17 protein-coding genes and 2 pseudogenes are annotated in these 19,716 nt (G+C 50.4%); 14 read left to right on the top strand and 5 right to left on the bottom strand.

What is annotated here, in order from left to right:
• Positions 1-52: 52 nt before the first annotated feature.
• The 4 genes from aprA to L2Y54_RS05775 form a co-directional block, all read right to left on the bottom strand.
• The gene (gene aprA / locus L2Y54_RS05790) at positions 53-2,080 is read right to left on the bottom strand and encodes an adenylyl-sulfate reductase subunit alpha (protein WP_236500843.1); all 2,028 of its coding nucleotides are present in this window, start codon (positions 2,078-2,080) and stop codon (positions 53-55) included.
• A gap of 56 nt (positions 2,081-2,136) precedes the next feature.
• Positions 2,137-2,607, bottom strand: a complete 471-nt coding sequence (gene aprB / locus L2Y54_RS05785) for an adenylyl-sulfate reductase subunit beta (RefSeq protein WP_202715578.1) — start codon at positions 2,605-2,607, stop codon at positions 2,137-2,139.
• Between the two features lie 116 nt (positions 2,608-2,723).
• Positions 2,724-3,917, bottom strand: a complete 1,194-nt coding sequence (gene sat / locus L2Y54_RS05780) for a sulfate adenylyltransferase (RefSeq protein ID WP_236500842.1) — start codon at positions 3,915-3,917, stop codon at positions 2,724-2,726.
• A 305-nt stretch (positions 3,918-4,222) separates the two neighbouring features.
• Positions 4,223-5,182, bottom strand: a complete 960-nt coding sequence (locus L2Y54_RS05775; protein WP_236500841.1) for an MBL fold metallo-hydrolase — start codon at positions 5,180-5,182, stop codon at positions 4,223-4,225.
• 137 nt (positions 5,183-5,319) lie between these two features.
• Between L2Y54_RS05775 and L2Y54_RS05770 the strand changes: the two genes are divergently transcribed.
• The 12 genes and pseudogenes from L2Y54_RS05770 (at position 5,320) to trhP (ending at position 17,854) form a co-directional block, all read left to right on the top strand.
• On the top strand, positions 5,320-5,898 hold the full coding sequence (locus L2Y54_RS05770) for a thioredoxin family protein (RefSeq protein ID WP_236500840.1): 579 nt from the start codon (positions 5,320-5,322) through the stop codon (positions 5,896-5,898).
• Positions 5,899-5,954: 56 nt separating this feature from the next.
• A complete protein-coding gene (locus L2Y54_RS05765; RefSeq protein ID WP_236500839.1) occupies positions 5,955-6,731 on the top strand; it encodes a type I restriction-modification system subunit M in 777 nt (258 codons plus the stop codon).
• Positions 6,732-6,806: 75 nt separating this feature from the next.
• Positions 6,807-7,674: pseudogene (locus L2Y54_RS21970) on the top strand (IS982 family transposase).
• A 53-nt stretch (positions 7,675-7,727) separates the two neighbouring features.
• Positions 7,728-9,071, top strand: coding sequence for an HsdM family class I SAM-dependent methyltransferase (locus tag L2Y54_RS05750; RefSeq protein ID WP_236500838.1), 1,344 nt, complete (start codon positions 7,728-7,730; stop codon positions 9,069-9,071).
• Positions 9,058-10,143, top strand: a complete 1,086-nt coding sequence (locus L2Y54_RS05745; RefSeq protein WP_236500837.1) for a restriction endonuclease subunit S — start codon at positions 9,058-9,060, stop codon at positions 10,141-10,143. The genes L2Y54_RS05750 and L2Y54_RS05745 overlap by 14 nt, the downstream gene beginning before the upstream one ends.
• Positions 10,144-10,197: 54 nt before the next feature.
• A pseudogene (locus L2Y54_RS05740) lies at positions 10,198-11,237 on the top strand (IS5 family transposase).
• A 521-nt stretch (positions 11,238-11,758) separates the two neighbouring features.
• The gene (locus L2Y54_RS05735) at positions 11,759-12,022 is read left to right on the top strand and encodes a UPF0175 family protein (protein WP_236500836.1); all 264 of its coding nucleotides are present in this window, start codon (positions 11,759-11,761) and stop codon (positions 12,020-12,022) included.
• Positions 12,023-12,076: 54 nt separating this feature from the next.
• A complete protein-coding gene (locus tag L2Y54_RS05730; protein WP_236500835.1) occupies positions 12,077-12,247 on the top strand; it encodes a DUF3368 domain-containing protein in 171 nt (56 codons plus the stop codon).
• Positions 12,248-12,395: 148 nt separating this feature from the next.
• On the top strand, positions 12,396-12,668 hold the full coding sequence (locus L2Y54_RS05725) for a hypothetical protein (RefSeq protein WP_202715569.1): 273 nt from the start codon (positions 12,396-12,398) through the stop codon (positions 12,666-12,668).
• The gene (locus L2Y54_RS05720; protein ID WP_236500834.1) at positions 12,665-13,012 is read left to right on the top strand and encodes a type II toxin-antitoxin system VapC family toxin; all 348 of its coding nucleotides are present in this window, start codon (positions 12,665-12,667) and stop codon (positions 13,010-13,012) included. The genes L2Y54_RS05725 and L2Y54_RS05720 overlap by 4 nt, the downstream gene beginning before the upstream one ends.
• Positions 13,013-13,142: 130 nt before the next feature.
• Positions 13,143-16,412 (top strand): type I restriction endonuclease subunit R, encoded by a 3,270-nt coding sequence (locus tag L2Y54_RS05715; RefSeq protein ID WP_236500833.1) that lies wholly within the window; start codon positions 13,143-13,145, stop codon positions 16,410-16,412.
• A gap of 86 nt (positions 16,413-16,498) precedes the next feature.
• Positions 16,499-17,854, top strand: coding sequence for a prephenate-dependent tRNA uridine(34) hydroxylase TrhP (gene trhP / locus L2Y54_RS05710; protein WP_236500832.1), 1,356 nt, complete (start codon positions 16,499-16,501; stop codon positions 17,852-17,854).
• A 27-nt stretch (positions 17,855-17,881) separates the two neighbouring features.
• Here the strand turns inward: trhP and L2Y54_RS05705 are convergent, their stop codons facing one another.
• Entirely contained in the window at positions 17,882-18,211 is a 330-nt protein-coding gene (locus tag L2Y54_RS05705) for a DUF3301 domain-containing protein (protein ID WP_236500831.1), read from the bottom strand.
• A gap of 74 nt (positions 18,212-18,285) precedes the next feature.
• On the opposite strand from L2Y54_RS05705, the gene proC reads away from it, so the two are divergent.
• Together proC and L2Y54_RS05695 are read left to right on the top strand one after the other, a co-directional pair.
• Complete coding sequence (gene proC / locus L2Y54_RS05700; protein WP_236500830.1) at positions 18,286-19,128, top strand: pyrroline-5-carboxylate reductase; 843 nt, start codon at positions 18,286-18,288, stop codon at positions 19,126-19,128.
• 31 nt (positions 19,129-19,159) lie between these two features.
• The gene (locus L2Y54_RS05695) at positions 19,160-19,708 is read left to right on the top strand and encodes a YggT family protein (protein ID WP_236500829.1); all 549 of its coding nucleotides are present in this window, start codon (positions 19,160-19,162) and stop codon (positions 19,706-19,708) included.
• The last annotated feature ends 8 nt before the right edge of the window (positions 19,709-19,716 follow it).

Below are 19,716 nucleotides of genomic sequence, written 5' to 3'. Positions count from 1 at the left end.
ATTGGCCTAAACCCGATAGTAAGGTTTAGAGCTGTTGTCTAGCAACCCCTTCTTAGTGAGAGGCGGGCTTGAACAGCTTAGATTTATCAACCAAGTCTTTGTGAGCGCGTTTGAACACGTTCCAAGTCTTGGTTTCTTTGTCGTAAACAGAGTTTACGAAGCAATGCCAGTTGGTTTCATCCACGTAGTTGTGGTCCATGCGGTAGTAGAAACCAGGGTAACGGCTTTCCTTACGGAATTGGATGTGCTTCATGTGCGCTTCCGCCGTCAGGATACGGTGATAGTTTTCCCATGCGCGGAGCAATTCATGCAGGTCTTTTGCACGCATTTTCACCGCATCTTCTTTCAACATACCCAGTTTTTCTTCCGCTACTGCCAACATGTGGCCGTTGGTAGTGTAGTAAGTCGCAACACCTGCAACATACTCGTCCATGATTTTCTGGAGACGGAACTGCAACATACGTGGAGTGATGTAGTGTGGGTTTACATCAATCGCAGTGGTGTAGTCCTTGTGTTCCAAGAAAGTACGAACTGGGCGGTAGATTTCTTCAACCAGTGACTCAACAGAAGTATCCAGTGTAGGAACCCAGTCTTTGTTGTCCATAACGAACTTAACCATAGACTGTGCGCACATACGACCTTCAGTGTGTGAACCAGAAGAGAACTTGTGGCCAGAAGCGCCAACACCGTCACCCGCTGTGAACAGACCACGTACTGTGGTCATGGAGCGGTAGCCCCAGTTCCAGCCTTGTGGCAGGTGAGCAGGAATCAGGTCTTTGTCTGGATGTTCTTCAGTGGTCGGTGCACCAACGTCATCTGGACCAGAAGCCCAGATACCGCAGCAACCTGAGTGTGAACCCAGCAGGTACGGTTCGGTAGGCATCAGTTCGGAGTTTTTCTTTTCTGGTTCGATGTTTTCACCAACCCAGATACCGCACTGACCGATACACATGTCAAGGAAGTCTTCCCACGCTTCTGCTTCCAAGTGCTTTACTTCACGAGGAGACAGTGTTTCACGCAGTTTTGCCAAAGCGGTAACGGTATCCATGTAGATTGGACCACGACCTTCTTTCATTTCCTTCAGCATCAAGTGGTTACGCAGGCAAGATGCCGGAACCGCTGCTTGACCATACGGAGGATAGTCGTTCAGCAATTCTTTGTTCTTAACCATGTAAACTTCGCCATAGGCGTTAGTCGCTTGGGCTTTGAACAGCAGGAACCATGCGCCAACCGGACCGTAGCCGTCTTTGAAACGTGCTGGAACGAAACGGTTTTCCATCATGGTCAGTTCTGCACCGGCTTCAGCAGCCATGGTGTAGGTGGAACCTGCGTTCCATACGGGATACCATGCACGGCCTTGGCCTTCACCAACGGAACGTGGACGGAAGATGTTTACGCAACCACCCGCTACCAGCAGGCAAGCCTTGAATTTGTAAACGTATACTTTGTCTTCACGAGTAGAGAAGCCAACAGCACCGGCAACGCGGTTTTTGTCGTTAGCATCATTTACCAGCTTAACGATGAAAACACGTTCCTGAATATTGTCAGAACCCAGTGCTTTTTTCGCAGCTTCAGCAACGATCCACTTGTAGGATTCGCCGTTGATCATGATCTGCCATTTACCGGAACGAACAGGATCGCCGCCGTCTTTCAACAGCTTGCCGCCTTCTTTCGGCCAAGTAGCACCGTCAAAACGTTCGCCGTTAACGGTTTTCCAGATTGGGAGACCCCATTCTTCAAACAAATGCACGGAATCGTCAACGTTACGGCCTAAGTCGTAAGCCAAGTCGTCACGGGTGATACCCATCAGGTCGTTGGAGACCATACGAGCGTAGTCTGCTGGGTCTTGGTTTGGACCGATGTAAGTGTTGATTGCAGACAAACCTTGTGCAACTGCGCCGGAACGATCCATTGCTGCCTTGTCAACCAACTTAACGGTGATGTCAACGCCAGCGTCTTTCGCTGCGCCGATCCAAGGCATGATTTCATATGCCGCGCCACACGCAGCCATACCGCCACCGATGATCAGGATGTCCACTTCTTCTTGGACAACTTCTGGATTACCAAATGTACCTGCCATTTGTATTTCCTCAATGCTTAAATGTTAATAATGAAGCGTATCTTGTGATTTACAAATTACTTGCAGATCAGTTCAGCCGGGTTGCCAGCGCGGTAGCCGCCCATGACATCACGAGTCAACAGTGCTTTACCCAAGTTAGCCAGATCAGCTTTAGGCTTGCCGCCGTAGCAATCAATGGAACCTTCTGGGGTAGTACGGATCGGGAATTTGAAACGCTTCATTACACCGTTACGGAACTTAATAGACCACATGATGGAGTCTTGACCGCGCAAAGGCTGTACAGAACCACCGAGTGGTACCACGTCAGCATAGTGACGTGCTTCGATTGCGTTGGAAGGGCAGATTTTAACGCAGGAATAGCATTCCCAGCATTGATCCGGCTCTTGGTTATACGCTTTCATCGCGTGGCCTGTGGCAGAACCATCAACGTCCAGCTTCATCAGGTTGTGTGGGCAGATGTACATGCAAGCGGTGCGGTCGCCGCCCTTGCAGCCATCACATTTGTCAGTACGTACAAACGTAGGCATTGTGTAACTCCTTCAAATTAATTGTATTGCTACATACGGTCACAGAACTCAACCAGTGAAGCCTGTTGCCCTTTCCTCAAAGCTCAGACTGCACCAGAGATACTTTCTAAACAGCCTTAGCCGTTTTCACTTTGGTAATACTCGATCAAAATCTGAGCCACTTCAGGACGAGAAAATTCCTTTGGTGGTGCAATGCCTTGACCCAGCATTTCACGAACTTTGGTACCAGAAAGAAGCACAAAATCTTCCTTCTTATGATCCGGTGCCTCACACATCATCACAACCTTATCCAGCTTTTTGGAGTAAGCCGTGTGGTCTGCGCGGAAGATTTCGATGGCAAGGGCATCTTTAGGCACTTCATTATCGAAAATTTCCTGAGCATCAAATGCGCCGTAATGATCGCCCACACCCGCATGGTCACGACCAATAATGAAATGTGTCGCCCCCATGTTTTGGCGGAATACGGCATGTAATACCGCTTCTTTTGGCCCCGCATACAACATGTCGAAACCGTAACCCGTTACCATCGCGCTGTTAGGCGGGAAGTACAGCTCAACCATCTTACGGATGGCGGCATCACGTACTGGAGCGGGAATATCGCCCTTCTTCAGCTTGCCCAGCAGCATGTGGATGACCAAGCCATCACAGCCGAGACGATCCATCGCCATGTGGCACAGTTCTTCGTGTGCCAAGTGCATCGGATTACGGGTCTGGAAGGCAACGACCTTCTTCCAGCCGCGCTCGGTAATTTCGTTGCGAATTTCAACAGCAGTACGGAAAGTATCCGGGAATTCGCTTTGGAAGTAGGAGAAGTTCAGTACCTTGATCGACCCTGACAGGCAAAACTTGCCTTGGGAATTGAACGTATCCGCGCCGATATGCGCTTCACCTTCAGCAGGACGGTAAATCTGCTGGGTCATGGTAGCCATTTCTTCGTCGGTGAATGCTTCGACACCTTCAACATCCATGACGGCAAGTACCGGATGCCCTTCCACGTTGGGGTCTCTCAATGCAATGCGATCACCCGCTTTGAGGCTGCCAGCATCTTCAACCAGGTTCAGCACCGGCGTTGGCCAAAACAGGCCAGAAGTGGTGTGCATATTTTTCGCGACTGACAGAGCATCTGCCTTATTCATATAGCCAGTGAGCGGGTTGAAGTAGCCACCGCCGAGCATCACAGCATTCGCTGCTGTCGCCGAGCTGACTACGATTGAAGTAAGACCTTCTGCTTCTTTCTGCAATGCTTCGTTTTTAGCACTGTCATATACGAATAATGGATTCAGTTCATCAGAACCATGAGGCTTGATCATGCCAATCTCCCGTAAGTGTGGTACCCGCCAAATCTTGTGTAGATTTTCAAGTGACCAACACCAACTCTATATGCTATAGAAAAATTTCATTAGCCACTTGCTTGAAATTTTGAACCACGCACACTCTATACAATTTTAGTGCACAAACCAAAGAGTTTGTTTCTTCCATATCATAAGAAAATTGTATCAAAAGCCCTCATAAATGCTTATATTTAAAGTATATTATAATATTTTAATTTACCAATAACCTAGATCGCAATTAGTTGATTTTGTTACTAGGTTATTCGTAATTACCTGAATATCCTTCAAGTTTTCACTTTAGCGAGACGCTGCAACCACACATCTAAGCCTTGCGCATTCAAGGTAGCATCTACCTCCAACAATTCGCGCATATCCCCTTCGGGAAGGTCAACCCCACGCTTGCCTATCTCTTCAAGCCAGAGGCAAAACACCTGCTCTTTTAGGGTTTCAACGCGCCCTTTTGGCGCATTGAGCTGTTCCAACGCCAAAGCACTTAACGCATCAATACTTGCACGCAATTTAGGCAACAAACCTTGCACATCCGTCACCCGCCCATAGTGGGTGAGCAACATCGCACTCGGTTGTAAAGCTGCCAGCTTATCCAGACTCTGATGCCACTCTTGCGGGGAAAAAGCCACGGGTGTGGTCGGCGCAAACATCCACGCCCCCTGCTCTGTCACAAATTCGCGGTAGGCAATGCCGAAGGTATCACCCGTGAAACACGCACGGCTCTGCGCATCGAAAATGCAGCCATGATGGTTGGCGTGACCGGGGGTATCGTAAAACGTTAAGGTACGTCCGTTCAGATCAATAACGTAGCCATCGGTCGCCGACACCACACGTTCAGCAGGAATCGCCACTAGCTTGCCGTAATCTTTCGCAAAGCCAGCCTCACCATACACAGCGGTTGCACCTGCCTGCAAACGTGAAGGGTCAATCATGTGCGGCGTGCCTTTGGGATGCACGATTAGCGTCGCATTCGGGCAACGTGCCATCAACTCACCGGCCCCACCTGCATGATCCAAATGCACATGGGTGGGAATCACATAACGCACATGGTCAGCACTCAAACCCAAATCCGCTAACACTTCCATCAACAAGGGCACGGTGTGATAAGTACCAGTATCCACGAATGCCGCCGCATCGCCTTCGCGCACCAAATAACACGCCGCCAATTGCGGACGGTATAGATCCGTGTCGATACAGTAAATGCCATTGCCTAAGTCTTCGTAACGTGCCGCCATTGCTGATTCCTCCGCCCATCAAAATTATTGCAGTGCAACGGAGTATAAACAGAAAACGTGGGAATTTGCCACATACGGTAGCAATTTGCGTATAATCGGATTGCCCTACCATCACAGTCAGATTAAAGGAGGCGGCTATGGCACGCACCCCATCCACCATGTTGGAACTTGGCACAGATGCCCCCGATTTCATGCTATTAGAACCTGCCAGCGGCAAACTCATCGCCAAACAAGATTTTTCCGGCAAACCGTTACTGGTGGCTTTTATCTGCAACCATTGCCCTTATGTGATTTTGATCCGCGATGTTTTTGCGCAACTGGCAAAAGACTATCAGGAACGCGGGGTCGCCGTGGTTGCCATCAATGCTAACGATGTCGCCAATTACCCTGATGATAGCCCCGAAAAAATGGTCGAAACCGTACACGAGCACGGTTACACCTTCCCGTATTTGTACGACGAAACCCAAGCCGTTGCCAAAGCGTATCGAGCCGCTTGCACACCCGATTTATTCTTGTTTGACCACGAGCATAAGCTATTTTATCGCGGGCAATTTGACGATGCGCGTCCGCGCGGGGATGTGCCAGTGACCGGCAATGATTTGCGTCATGCACTGGATCGCTTGCTCGACAACATGTACCCACCGGATGCGCAAAAACCCTCACTGGGGTGCAATATCAAATGGAAAGCGGGCAACGAACCGGATTATTACGGGTAAACGGTTAGCTTGGTCTATAATGCGCGGCTCTCCCACTCAGACAAGTACCCCCACGCATGAATGCCGAACAGCTCAAACAGCTTGAAACCGACCTTTGGTCTGCCGCCGACAACCTCCGTGCCAATACCGGGCTGAAATCCAGCGAATACGCTACCCCGGTGCTGGGGCTGATTTTCCTCAAGTTTGCCGATAACAAATACCGCCATGCAGAAGCCGATATTGTGGCGGAATACCAGCGTTTGCAAGGTGGGCGGCGCGAGAAATCGTTGGCGGAGATTGCGCGGGAAAAATGCGGCTTCTACTTGCCGGAACAAGCGCGTTATGAGCATTTGCTGAACTTGCCAGGGCAGGAAGACATTGCCAAAGCCATCAAGCTGGCAATGGAGGCGATCGAGCAATACAAGCCGGAACTGGAAGGCGTGTTGCCCAAGGAAGAATACTTTTCCTTTAACCGCACCCCGGAAAGCCGCACGGTATTGTTTGATTTGGTGAAAAGCTTTTCCAACATTCCGCTGGATGCCAGTGGTGATGTGTTCGGCAAAATCTACGAGTTTTTCCTCGGCAAGTTTGCCTTGAGTGAGGGGCAAAAGGGCGGCGAGTTCTTTACCCCGACTTCGGTGGTCAAACTGATGGTGGAAATCATCGAGCCGCATCATGGCTCGGTGTATGACCCTGCGTGTGGGTCGGGCGGGATGTTTGTGCAGTCCCAGCATTTTGTGCAACACCGTAGGGGCGGTTCGCGAACCGCCCTTACAACTGCCCCTCCGCCGCCAGACAATTCCTTGTTTGTGTACGGGCAGGAAAAAACTCTTGATAACCTGAGTTCGGGATAAGGTAAGGCGCAGCCTTTCATGGGAGAATGTGAGTAACCACACACAACATTGACCCCACCAAAGGCTGCTACTGAGATGCTAACACGGTTATTCTGTGCCATTGACGATTTTTGTCAGGACTTTCATCCCGAATGGAACAAAACGTTATTGACCCCGAAAGGCGGGCATCGTCGTCGCCACAGTGGTCTTGGCGATAGTGAAATCATGACGATTTTGGTGCATTACCACCAAGTGGGGTATCGTACTTTCAAGTGGTATTATGAGCGTCATGTCAAAGTATTTCTTAAGGGTCATTTCCCGCAACTCCCTAGTTATCAACGTTTTATTGAGTTAATGCCGCGTGTTCTTTTGCCACTAACCCTGTTTATGCAGCAACGCTGTGAAACGGGGCGAGGTATTGCCTTCATAGACTCTACCCCTTGAAAGTCTGTGAAAATTTGCGTATTCCACGTCATCACACCTTTCGCAAAGACGCAGGCGGGGTAAATCGTCAACAGGCTGGTTTTATGGGTTCAAACTTCATTTGGTCGTGGATGACTGCGGCAATATTTTATCGTTTGCCATTACTTCGGGTAATACCGATGACCGTAAGCCCGTTCCCACGTTGCTGAAAAAAGTGGTCGGCAAAGTCTTTGGTGATCGTGGCTACATTTCCAAGGCATTGACAGAATCGTTGGCAGAGCAAGGGGTTGAATGGATTACCTCGCTGAAGAAAAACATGAAACCCGTGGCGCGTGACACGTTCGATACACTGATGTTGCGTAAACGGAGCATCATCGAAACCATCAATGATCAGTTGAAAAATATTTCACAAATTGAGCATTCACGCCACCGTTCACTCACTAACTATATGATTAACATCATTGCTGGCTTGGTGTCATATGCCTATCAAGATAAAAAACCAGCACTGGATTTAAAAACATCAGCATTGGTTGTGATCTAAATTGAGGGATGGCTTATCCCGAACTCAGGTTTGATAGCGTTAAGCTGGCGAAGATGAACCTAGCGGTGAACGGCTTGCGCGGCGACATTCGGCTGGCGAACAGTTACAGCGAAAACCCGTTTGACGGCTTCGGCAAGTTTGATTTCGTGATGGCGAATCCGCCGTTCAATGTCGATGATGTACCAGTGGCGACAGTGGAAAATGACCCGCGTTTCAACACTTACGGCATCCCGCGCAACAAGACCAAGCTCAAGCAGGTGGATCAGGGCAAGGAAACCGTGCCGAATGCCAATTATTTGTGGATCAGCCTATTCGCCACCTCGTTGAAAGCCAAGGGGCGGGCGGCGTTGGTGATGGCGAATTCGGCGAGTGATGCGCGGCATTCCGAAGCGGACATGCGCCAGAAACTGGTGGATAACAACCTGATTTACGCGATGTTGACGCTGCCCTCGAACATGTTTTACACCGTGACGCTGCCTGCGACTTTGTGGTTTTTCGACAAGGCGAAGGCGGATAACAAGATTCTGTTCATTGATGCGCGGAATATTTTTACCCAGATTGACCGGGCGCACCGCGAATTTACCGAGGCTCAAATCCAGAATATTGCGATTATCAGCAAGCTGCACAAGGGCGAACGTGCCGAGTTCTTGAGTTTGATTGATGGCTATTTTGCCGACGGCATGGCGCGGTTGGCGGAAAATCAGCAGCAAGTTGAACCCGTTAGTGCGCAATTGTTGGCGGTGTTGGCGGAAGAACAGGGCAAGCAGGCAGTACAGGATTTGCTGGCACAATGGCAGGGCTTAGCGGCGTTGGAACAGGCGTATCAGGATTACGTGGAGCGCACCGAAGACATGGCGGGCGATGATGCCGCGCTGGATACCATGAATGCATTGCAACACGAGTTGCGGGCGACGTTTGATCCGTTTTTTGTGGGCTTGCACGCGGGGTTGAAAAAGCTCGACAAGATTATCCGCACCCACGAAAAAGCCAAGGCGGAGGCGGCGAAAGCGGAAGGCAAACGGGCGGGGACTGACCGCGACACCAAGCAACTGAAAGCGGCGTTGGAGCAATTGCACAAGGAAGTCAGCAGCGCGGAAAGCACTTTTCAGCACATCCACTGGTTGCAGGAACGGTTTCCGGCGGCGCGTTACGAAGACGTGACTGGGCTGTGCAAACTTGCGTCCCCTGCCGAGGTACAGGAACAGGATTACTCGCTGAATCCGGGGCGGTACGTCGGCGTGGTCATCGAAGAAGACGGCAAGACCGAAGAAAAATTCCTCGCCGACCTCATCGCCATGAACGACGAGTTGATTTCACTAAATAAAGCTGGAATCAGCTTAAATGAGTTGATTCAAGGAAACTTGCGTATTTTGGTGGGCGATAATGAAACATTATAAACTTAACGAATTAGGTACTGTTAATCGGGGCAAGTCAAAACATCGCCCAAGAAATGATCCAGAGCTTTATGGTGGAAAATATCCATTTATTCAAACTGGTGATGTGAAACACAGTTCATTTTATGTGACATCACATACGCAAACTTACAATGAAAAGGGGCTGGCTCAAAGTAAGCTGTGGGAAAAAGGTACTCTTTGTATAACAATAGCCGCAAATATTGCTGATACGGCTATTTTGAGTTATCCAGCCTGTTTTCCTGATAGCATCATTGGATTTTTGCCGAACAAGAAAAAAGCCGATGTAAAGTATGTGAAATATTGTTTAGATACCTTCCGGTTGCAAATGCAATCAATTTCACAAGGCACAACTCAAGACAATATGAGTCTCGAAAAGCTCCTTTCTATTGGTTTTCCCGCGCCTGATCTTGAGTCTCAGCGGAAAATCGCGGGCATTCTCTCCGCCTACGACGATCTGATTGAGAACAACAAGCGGCGTATTGCCTTGCTGGAAAACATGGCGGAAGAACTCTACCGCGAATGGTTTGTGCGCTTCCGTTTCCCCGGCTGGCGTGACGCTGAGTTTGAGAAGGGGATTCCGAAGGGATGGGAGTTGCAACGAGTTGATTCGCTCGGAAAGATTATCACAGGAAAGACACCTCTAACATCCAATGAAAAGTATTACCTTGGCAATATACATTTTATAAAAACACCAGATATGCACGGAAATATGTTTATTTATGAAACGGAAGAAAATCTTACAGAAGATGGGTTAAACTCACAGCCGTCACAGATGTTACCAAAAAATGCAATCAGTGTTAGTTGTATCGGGACAGGCGGAATAACAAGCATTACAACGCAACGTTGCTGCACAAATCAACAGATTAATAGTATTGTTCTGAAAAATGAGAATGATTTGGAATGGGCTTTTTATACTGTTAAAGGACTAAAAGAAACCATTTATGCATTTGGTTCCACAGGAACCACAATGACAAATCTTAGTAAAGGGAAATTCTCTGGATTAAAATTTATTTGTGCGCCTAAATATTTAAGGGAACCTCTAAAAACCCACTGATACCCACACAAATGTGAGAAAATGCTCATCTGAGCCACCGCCCCGTTACTAGCCATGCCCAAGAAAAGTGCCATCAAAACCAGTCTGTTTGCCGCCGAAGAGCGTGAACAGAAACTCGACCGCAAGGGCGACCTGCTGTCCACCCTGAACCAGCACGTCAACTTTGTCGCCTTGGCAGGAGAAATCGACCACATCGCCCCACGCCCCAGTGACAAGCGAGGAGGCCGTCCACCCTACCCAACGGAACTGATGGTACGGGTCTTGGTGTTGCAACACCTGTACAACCTGTCGGACGAGGCATTGGAATACCAATTGCTTGACCGGCTGTCGTTCCAACGGTTTTGTGGCCTGCGTCATTCCAGCACGATCCCGGATGCCAATACCTTGTGGGTATTCCGTGAACGGATCAGTGCGGCAGGTGGTGCGGATGCCCTGTTTGATGCCGTCCAACGGCAATTACAACAACACGGTTTTATTGCCCGTGGTGGTCAAATCGTTGATGCCACGCTGGTGGAAGCCCCTAAACAACATTTCCACAAAGAAGAAAAAGCGCTGTTGGAACAAGCGGCAACACCTGCTGACTGGACACCTGCCAACGTCGCCAAAAGGATACGGAAGCAAGCTGGACGAAAAAACACGGTAAAAGTTACCACGGCTACAAACTCAGTATCAGTGCCGATCGGAAATACAAACTCATCCGCAAACGCCACATCAGCACCGCCAAAGAACATGACACCAACCATTTTGAAGCGGTGCTTGACCGAGCCAACACCAGCCGTGACGTATGGGCGGACAAAGGTTACGAAGACCAATCCCGTGAACAACGCCTCAACCAAGGTAGCTGGCGGTTACACATCCAGCACAAAGCCAAGAAAGGCAAGCCGCAATCCGACTGCCAGAAGCGCCGCAACACCCGCATCGCCAGACCCCGCGCACGGGTTGAGCATGTGTTTGGGTCAATCTGTGCGATGGGAGGCAAAGCCATCCGCAGCATCGGGTTGGCACGGGCAGTATTCGGCCTCAGCATTAAGGCAACCGTGTATAACTTGCGGCGGCTTTGTTCACTCAAAGAGGGCGGAGTTGTGCCCATTTGATGGAGAAATTCCCGAAAAAACAGCAAAAATGCGGAAAAACCACCTGATTGTGGCTTGGTGTGCTAAAAATTGAGATGGGTTGGTGTTTTTTTAACAAAATGTCGATAGACCAACGCTAACCGTTGCAATACGCCGGGTTTTTAGAGGTTCCCTTAAGAGATCAATACCACATACTGACATGCTCCATGTTTAAAGAAATTCAACGTCTCACGCAGATAAATAACATGCTGGCGAAGACGAAGAATGCGTTGTTGCCGCGTTTGATTTCGGGGAAGTTGGCGGTGGAGGATTTGGCGGTGCAGTTGCCGCCGTCGATGCGGGAAAATGTGTGAAAGACCCTCACCCCCCAACCCCCTCTCCCAGAGGTAGAGGGGGAGTAAGAGCTTGTTTTTCTTAGCCCCTCTGCCTCTGGGAGAGGGGTTGGGGTGAGGGTTATCATTTCTGCAACCAGCGGTTGCAGAAATGAACTCGAAGCGGTTTCGTGCTAGTATGACATCAAACATCGTTAGCAGAGGTGCATCATGCAACTGACACTCGATATTCCAGAAAAGTATTTGATCTTTCAATCACCCACCGAGCTTGTGCGCCTGCTCAAGCTGAATACCGACATCGACTTGTACCGTCAGGGGCGTTTTTCCGCCAGTGCTGCCGCTGAATTTGTCGGCGACCTAGACCGCTATGAGTTTTTATACGAATGCCGTCAACGGGGCATCGAGCCGCAGACCTACGAAAGCACCGACGAGCTGCAAGCAGAAATTGAGATGTTGGCACGGGAGTTGGCGTGATACAAAAACCTTCACGCCGATTATTTGCTGATTGATGAAAAAGCAGGACGCAAAGTGGCGAAGATCAATCAGGTCAAAATTATCGGTAGTCTCGGTGTGCTAATCGAAGCCAAGCATCAAGGCATCATTCCATTGCTTGCACCCTACATTGATATTCTGCGCCTGTCTAAAGCCCATTTCGGTGAGGATTTATTAGCTTACGCGCTAACAGTAGTCGGGGAGTAAGGGGAAGTTGGCGGTAGCGGATTTGGCGGTGCAGTTGCCGCCGTCGATGCATCCAAAGATAGCCTAGATCTAACTCTCCCGCAAAATGGGCGATAGGGAGAAAGATGAGTTACACTTGTTGAGATGATAAACACAGAGGGGAATCGTTATGTTACAAGCAATTGAAGCAGTTATTCATCCTGATGGGACGGTGCATTTGCTGGAAAACCTGAAGGTGACACAGCCCACCCGTGTGATTTTGACCTTACTTCCCGGCAAGCTCAGTGAACTTCCCCACTCTATTTGGGCAGCGCGTAAAGGTGACGTGGCGGCTGTATTGGCTTTGCTGAAATCTCCACGTTACCAACAGCGTCCGGCTGGAAATCCAGCGGCAATGGAAGAAACTATCCGGGAAAATCGTGATGCTTGGGGTGATGAATGAGCCAGCGCATCTATCTGGATGCTTGTATCGTCATTTACTTGATTGAGAAGCACACTGTTTTTAGACCGAAAATCCTGGAGAAGATGGAACAGTCACCGGGTTGCCAACTTGCGGTTTCGCCATTGTTGCGGTTGGAGGTGTTAACCAAACCCTTACGCGATCAGAATGTCGAGCTTTACCAAGAGTTTGAGGATTTTATAGCTGCGCAAATCATGCTGCCGATCACGGATGAAATTTATGATGCAGCGTTACAGCTACGCGCTCGTTTTCGATTGAAAACGCCGGATGCTTTGCATCCTTGCCACGGCACAGTATTACGGTTGCACCGAATTTTGGACGAATGATGACCGTTTGAATGATGCAGCGGAAATGTTGGCGGTTAATTTGTTTGCGTAAAGAGGTGCTTTTGTATTCTTGTGCGTTACATCTGCGCTAAACTTCCCCAAATACAGGCGCATAAACGGGGCTGGGCAAATGGCAAGAAATTTTATATCCGAAGACGACATCGAGCAGGCATTGCTGCAAAAGCTGCAACACTTGCACGGCTTCGATGTACTGGTGTGCCACACCGCTAACCCTGATGATCTCAACGACGGTTCGCAGCGCCGCGACAAGCGCGATGTGATTCTCGCCGAGCGTTTACGGGAAGCCTGCGAACGCTTGAATCCGCACATTCCCGCCAGCGTTATCACCGAAGTGGTGGCAAAGCTGATGGATCGGCGTATCGCGCTTTCCCCGCTCAAAGCCAATCAGGAACTCGATCAGTTTATCCGCGATGGCGTACCCGTCACTTTTGAAGATGCCAAGGGCGTGAAACAACACGACTTCGTGCGCCTGATCGACTTCAACATACCCGCCAATAACCGCTACCTCGCCGTGGCGCAATTGTGGATCAAGTCACTGGGGCAAGCCCCCAAAGCCGCATACCGCCGCCCGGATGTAATTTTGTACGTCAATGGCTTGCCCTTGGTGTTCATCGAACTGAAAAACTCCAACGTTAAACTCCGCAGTGCCTTTGATGGCAACCTGACGGATTACCTGCACGATATTCCGCAACTGTTCCACTGCAATGCGTTTTGCATTCTCTCCAACGCGCTGGAAACCCGCGTGGGCAGCTTTACTGCCGGTTGGGAACATTTCTTCCACTGGTTGCGGGTGGCGGATGAAAAAGAAGTGGTCAACCGCCCGCAAATCGAAGCGCAAGGCACATCGCTGGAATACGCCATCGCGGGCTTGTGCGAACGCAGCCGCTTGCTGGATTACGTCGAAAACTTCGTGATCTACCACAAGGGCAACACCAAAATCATTGCGCAAAACCATCAGTTTCTGGGGGTGAACAGTGCTTATCAGCGTTTCCTGCAACGTGAGCAGCACGATGGCAAACTGGGGGTGTTTTGGCACACCCAAGGGTCGGGCAAAAGTTTTTCGATGATTTTTTACGTGCGCAAAATTTTCCGCAAGGTCAGCGGCAATTTCAGCTTTGTGGTGGTGACGGATCGGCAGGATTTGGACGGGCAGATTTACCGCAACTTCCTGAATACCGGCACGGTGCAAAAAGAGGATGCCGCGCAACCCAGCAACGCCGAAGAAATGCGCAAGTTTCTGGGGCAGAACAAAAAGGTGATGTTCACCCTGATCCAGAAATTCCGCTATGACAAGGGCAAAGCCTACCCGCGCCTGTTTGACCCCAACGGCGGACGCGAAGTCATTGTGATGGTGGATGAAGCGCACCGCACCCAATACCAAAATCTGGCGGAAAACATGCGTGCCGGACTCAAGGGAGCACATTTCCTTGCTTTCACGGGTACGCCATTGTTGGGTAAGGAGCGTAAAACCAGCGCGTGGTTCGGCGGTTACGTCTCGGAATACAACTTCCAACAAGCGATGGATGATAAAGCCACCGTGCCGCTGTTCTACGAAAAGCGCGTCCCCAAGGTGTTGATTCAGAATGAGGATTTGAGCGAAGAATTCTGTGCCTTGCTGGAGGATGAAAATCTGGATGCGGCGCAACAGGACAAGCTGGAACGCAAATTCGCCACCGAAATGGAAGTGATCAAACGCGACGACCGGCTAGATACGATTGCACAAGACATCGTGTACCACTTCCCACAACGTGGCTATCTCGGCAAGGGCATGGTGATTACCGTCGATAAATTCACCGCCGTGACCATGTACGACAAGGTGCAGCAGCATTGGAAAGCCGAACTGAAAAACCTGCGCGGGCGCATCAATACCACCACCAATGAAGTTGAAAAAGCCCGCCTGAAAAAACGGCTGGAATGGATGAAGTCGGTAGAAATGGCGGTCGTGATCAGCGATCCCAAAGCCGATGAAGCGCGTTTCACCCAGCAAAAGCTTGACATAAAACCGCACATTACGCGGCTCGACCAGTTGGATGCCAACGGTCACGACATTGAGCACAATTTCAAAGACCCTGAACACCCGTTGCAACTGGTATTTGTGTGCGCCATGTGGCTGACCGGATTTGATGCACCCACCGTTTCAACGCTGTACCTCGACAAGCCGATGAAAGGCCACACCTTGATGCAAACCATCGCCCGTGCCAACCGCGTCGCGTCTTACAGCATTCAGGGGTACAGCGGCAAACCCGTGGAAAAACAGCACGGTGAAATCGTCGATTACTACAACGTATTCCGCAACATGAAAAAGGCGTTGAAAGATTACGCGCAAGGCGACACGGGTGAAACCGTGCCAGTGCAGGAAAAAACCGAATTATTGGTGTTGCTGGATGATGCGGTTGCCCAAACGCTGGCCTTTTGCCGTGAGCGTGACATTGACCTGAATGCTGTACTAGGTACGCAAGACACTTTCAAAAATATTGCGAAATTCAACACTTTTGCCGACATTTTGCTGGGCAATGAAGAATGGCGCAAAGCCTTCAACGTCTACGACAACACCGTGGCTGCCTTGTACGAAGCCTGCAAACCAGAGATTTACCAGCAAGCACCACGGCTGGATATTGCCGCCATTCAATACTTACGCGGGGTGATGGATAGCTTGGTAGAAGGTGCAGATATTGAAGCCGTCAGCCAGCGCATTGCCGAATTGCTGGATGAAAGCGTGGTGGTGGATGATGCCGACGAGTTTCGCCAGCGTGAATACAGCGCGGAATACCGCATTATCCAAAAAGGGCGCACATGGGATTTAAGCAAGATTGATTTCGACAAGCTGCGCGAAGATTTCACGGTGGCGCTGTACAAAAATATCGAAATTGCGGATATGCGGGCATTCATTGAAGCCAAATTGCATAACATGATGGCGCAAAACGTGACACGGGTGGCGTTTGCGGCACGCTTGCAGGCGATTATCGAGCGTTACAATGCAGGCAGTTCATCCGCCGACAACTATTTTGACGATTTGGTGCATTTCACCCAAGCGATGCAAACCGAGGATGAACGCCATGTGCGCGAAGGCTTGAGCGAGGATGAGCTGGAACTGTACGACTTGCTGAAAAAAGACAAACTCACCCAGACGGAAGAACAGCGGGTGAAACTGGCGGCGAAAGACCTGCTGATCCGCTTGTTACAGGAACACCCCAAAGTGTTGGTGCAAGATTGGTGGAAAGACAGCCAAACGCAACTGGCGGTGAAAAACGCCATTGAAGATGTGCTGGATAAGGATTTACCCGATAGTTATGACCGCATGACCTTTAAAACCAAGTGCGATAATGTGTTTGCGCTGGTGTTGGACTTTGCGGCTAACCGGCGGAAGTGGGCAGCGTAAACCGCCCCAGCCTTGCAGTAAATTAGCCTAGCGCCGCACTTGGGAATATAATCCTCGCTTGAACTTACACACAGCGGATACTCCCCATGAAACGCCCTGAATTGCTTGCCCCTGCGGGCACACTCAAATCCATGCGCCACGCCTTCGCCTACGGTGCGGATGCGGTCTACGCCGGACAACCGCGCTACTCGCTGCGGGTGCGCAATAACGAGTTTAAAAACGACAACCTCGCGCTCGGCATTGCCGAAGCGCATTCGTTGGGCAAACAGTTTTTCGTTGCGGCAAACATTTCCCCGCACAACAGCAAGATCAAAACCTTCATGGAAGACCTTGCCCCCGTGATTGCGATGAATCCCGATGCGCTGATCATGGCAGACCCCGGCTTGATTATGTTGGTACGCGAAAAATGGCCGGACATGCCCGTCCACCTTTCCGTACAAGCCAACACGGTGAACTACGCCACGGTGAAATTCTGGCAAAGCCTCGGCTTGACCCGCGTGATTTTATCGCGGGAATTATCGCTGGATGAAATCGCCGAAATCCGCCAAGAATGCCCCGATATGGAGCTGGAAGTCTTCGTCCACGGTGCATTGTGCATCGCCTATTCCGGGCGTTGCCTGCTCTCCGGCTACTTCAACCACCGCGACCCGAATCAAGGCACTTGCACCAATGCGTGCCGCTGGGAATACAAAACCACCGAAGCGGTCGAAGCAGCAGAAGGCAAATTTGTCCCCAAAGAAGCGGTGTTGTCGATGGATTTGTTTAACCAAGCGCAAAGCATGGGCAGTTGCGGCAATCAAGAACGCCATCCGCTGGCGGACAAGGTGTACTTCCTCGAAGAAACCAACCGCCCCGGCGAACTCATGCCCGTCATGGAAGACGAACACGGCACGTATATCATGAATTCCAAGGATTTACGCGCCGTCGAACACGTCCAAAAACTCACCGAAATCGGCGTAGATTGCTTGAAAATCGAAGGGCGCACCAAATCGCATTACTACGTGGCGCGGACTGCACAGACATATAAACAGGCGATTGACGATGCAATGGCTGGGCGCAACTTTGACCCCAAATTGCTGGGTATCTTGGAAAATCTGGCGAATCGTGGTTATACCGACGGCTTTTACGAACGCCACCATACCCACGAATACCAAAACTACATGCAAGGCGCGTCGATGGGGCATCAGCAGCAATTCGTTGCCGAAGCCATGCGCGTTGACCGTGACAACGGCTGGATTGAGCTAGATGTGAAAAACCGTTTCAGCGTAGGAGATCGACTGGAATTGGTGTTACCGGAAGGCAACCGCGAACTGGTACTGGAACGCATGGAAAATATGGACGGTATTCCTGTCACCACTGCGCCGGGGAGCGGTCACAAAATGCGTATTCCACTGCCCCAAGACGTGGATGGCGATATGATTTTGGTCAGCCGGTTTTTGTAACATTGCAGGCAACGGGAGAGCAGCCGTTCAAGCTTCGTGCTGCTCAATCGTCGTGCCCTCATCCTGATCCAACTGCACCTGTTCCAACACCCGCCCGCGTAAGATCGCACGACCATGCCGCCGCTCCACCCCTTGGGTACTAAACTCAAACCCGTAAATGCGTCGCCACACCAAATGCCCCTGACGGTTACGGGTAGGTTTCATGCTTTCCAAGGATACGGTTTGATCCAGAAACTGCACATCAATCTCCCGACATGCGCGTATCGCTGCCGCTACCGCCCGTTCGCGAGCATTCATCGAATCAATCCAGAACCAAAGCCCCAGCCCTAATAACCCCAATAGCAGCAAATTTTCCATTCTTGTCCTTGAAAATAGTAGAATGCACCCATTATTACGGAAATCTGCTAACGGATACACAGTAAAGAGCTTTTATGGACACACCTAAACTCGCCCAAAAACCTACCACCATCACCTTCATTGGCGCTGGCAATATGGCTCGCAGCCTGATCGTCGGTCTATTGCAAGACCAAGCGAATGTCGCATTGCGCGTTGCCGACCCTGACGAACACCAACTCGATGCCATCCGCAAACATTGGCCGGAAGTCACCGCCACCACCGACAATCTCGAAGCCATGCAAGGTGCCGACGTGGTGGTACTCGCTGTCAAACCGCAAATCATGCGCAATGTGACCGAAAACCTTGCCAGCAATGCGCAACTCAGCCGCCCGTTGTTTGTCTCCATCGCCGCCGGAATTCGCGAAGAAGCGCTCAACCGCTGGTTGGGTGGCAATCAAGCGATTGTGCGTTGTATGCCCAACACCCCCGCTTTGGTGCAAGCCGGTGCAACGGGTTTATACGCGAATCAGCACGTATCTGACTCGCAACGCAGTGCAGCCGAAAGCCTGTTACGTGCTGTCGGCATTACCGTCTGGTTCGATGATGAAACCAAGCTGGATGCCGTCACCGCTATTTCTGGCAGTGGTCCCGCCTACTTCTTTTTGGTCATGGAAGCCATGCAAGCCGCTGCCGAACAACTCGGTTTACGTCCCGAAGAAGCGCACTTGCTGATTGTGCAAACCGCTCTCGGTGCCGCAAAACTGGCACTGGAAAGTGATGATTTACCCGGTGAATTGCGCCAAAAAGTCACATCCAAAGGCGGCACGACCGAGGCTGCTTTGAACGTGTTAACCACGGGTGGTTTGCACGATTTGTTTGCGCAAGCCTTACAAGCAGCAGCCAGCCGTTCACGCGAATTGGCAGCCGCCAACAGCTAATCATCATTTATCAAACAGGGGATAGTCGCTCATGGAAGCACTCCAGAACGTCGGCATTTTTTTGGTGCAAACTTTATTTTCGCTGTATATCGGCGCGGTACTCATCCGTTTTTTGCTGGCATTGTCGCGGGCAAACTTCTACAACCCACTGTCACAATTTTTGGTGAAAATCACCAATCCGGTACTTGTACCAATGCGACGCATGATTCCGGCAATTGGCAAACTCGATACCGCCGCGATTGTGCTGGCATTGAGTTTAAAGATTATCCAGACATTTTTGCTGGTCGCATTGCAGGGCAGTGAAACCAGTTTACCGGTGGTGCTGCTATATTCCGTGATCGACCTTGTACGCACCGTGATTTACATCTACATCTTTGCATTGGTCATTCAAGCCGTACTCAGTTGGGTCGGCAATAGCCAGGGCAACCCATTGGCAGACATTTTGAACAGCCTAACAGAGCCATTGTTGCGCCCGATTCGTCAATTCGTGCCTGTTATTGGCATGGTAGATTTGGCACCAATGGCAGCAATTTTGTTGTTGTATATCGTGTTGATTGTGTTGCAATCCTTCGGGCTGTAACACGACGA

This window comes from Thiothrix winogradskyi (assembly GCF_021650935.1).
GTDB classification, from domain to species: domain Bacteria; phylum Pseudomonadota; class Gammaproteobacteria; order Thiotrichales; family Thiotrichaceae; genus Thiothrix; species Thiothrix winogradskyi.
The sequence above is the reverse complement of the archived record's forward strand: the minus strand, read 5'-3'. Positions and strand labels throughout refer to the sequence as shown.

Coding starts and splice junctions, on each gene's coding strand:
- aprA (WP_236500843.1), bottom strand. CDS start 2,080: ATGGCAGGTACATTTGGTAATCCAGAAGTTGTCCAAGAAGAAGTGGAC.
- aprB (WP_202715578.1), bottom strand. CDS start 2,607: ATGCCTACGTTTGTACGTACTGACAAATGTGATGGCTGCAAGGGCGGC.
- sat (WP_236500842.1), bottom strand. CDS start 3,917: ATGATCAAGCCTCATGGTTCTGATGAACTGAATCCATTATTCGTATAT.
- L2Y54_RS05775 (WP_236500841.1), bottom strand. CDS start 5,182: ATGGCGGCACGTTACGAAGACTTAGGCAATGGCATTTACTGTATCGAC.
- L2Y54_RS05770 (WP_236500840.1), top strand. CDS start 5,320: ATGGCACGCACCCCATCCACCATGTTGGAACTTGGCACAGATGCCCCC.
- L2Y54_RS05765 (WP_236500839.1), top strand. CDS start 5,955: ATGAATGCCGAACAGCTCAAACAGCTTGAAACCGACCTTTGGTCTGCC.
- L2Y54_RS05750 (WP_236500838.1), top strand. CDS start 7,728: ATGAACCTAGCGGTGAACGGCTTGCGCGGCGACATTCGGCTGGCGAAC.
- L2Y54_RS05745 (WP_236500837.1), top strand. CDS start 9,058: ATGAAACATTATAAACTTAACGAATTAGGTACTGTTAATCGGGGCAAG.
- L2Y54_RS05735 (WP_236500836.1), top strand. CDS start 11,759: ATGCAACTGACACTCGATATTCCAGAAAAGTATTTGATCTTTCAATCA.
- L2Y54_RS05725 (WP_202715569.1), top strand. CDS start 12,396: ATGTTACAAGCAATTGAAGCAGTTATTCATCCTGATGGGACGGTGCAT.
- L2Y54_RS05720 (WP_236500834.1), top strand. CDS start 12,665: ATGAGCCAGCGCATCTATCTGGATGCTTGTATCGTCATTTACTTGATT.
- L2Y54_RS05715 (WP_236500833.1), top strand. CDS start 13,143: ATGGCAAGAAATTTTATATCCGAAGACGACATCGAGCAGGCATTGCTG.
- trhP (WP_236500832.1), top strand. CDS start 16,499: ATGAAACGCCCTGAATTGCTTGCCCCTGCGGGCACACTCAAATCCATG.
- L2Y54_RS05705 (WP_236500831.1), bottom strand. CDS start 18,211: ATGGAAAATTTGCTGCTATTGGGGTTATTAGGGCTGGGGCTTTGGTTC.
- proC (WP_236500830.1), top strand. CDS start 18,286: ATGGACACACCTAAACTCGCCCAAAAACCTACCACCATCACCTTCATT.
- L2Y54_RS05695 (WP_236500829.1), top strand. CDS start 19,160: ATGGAAGCACTCCAGAACGTCGGCATTTTTTTGGTGCAAACTTTATTT.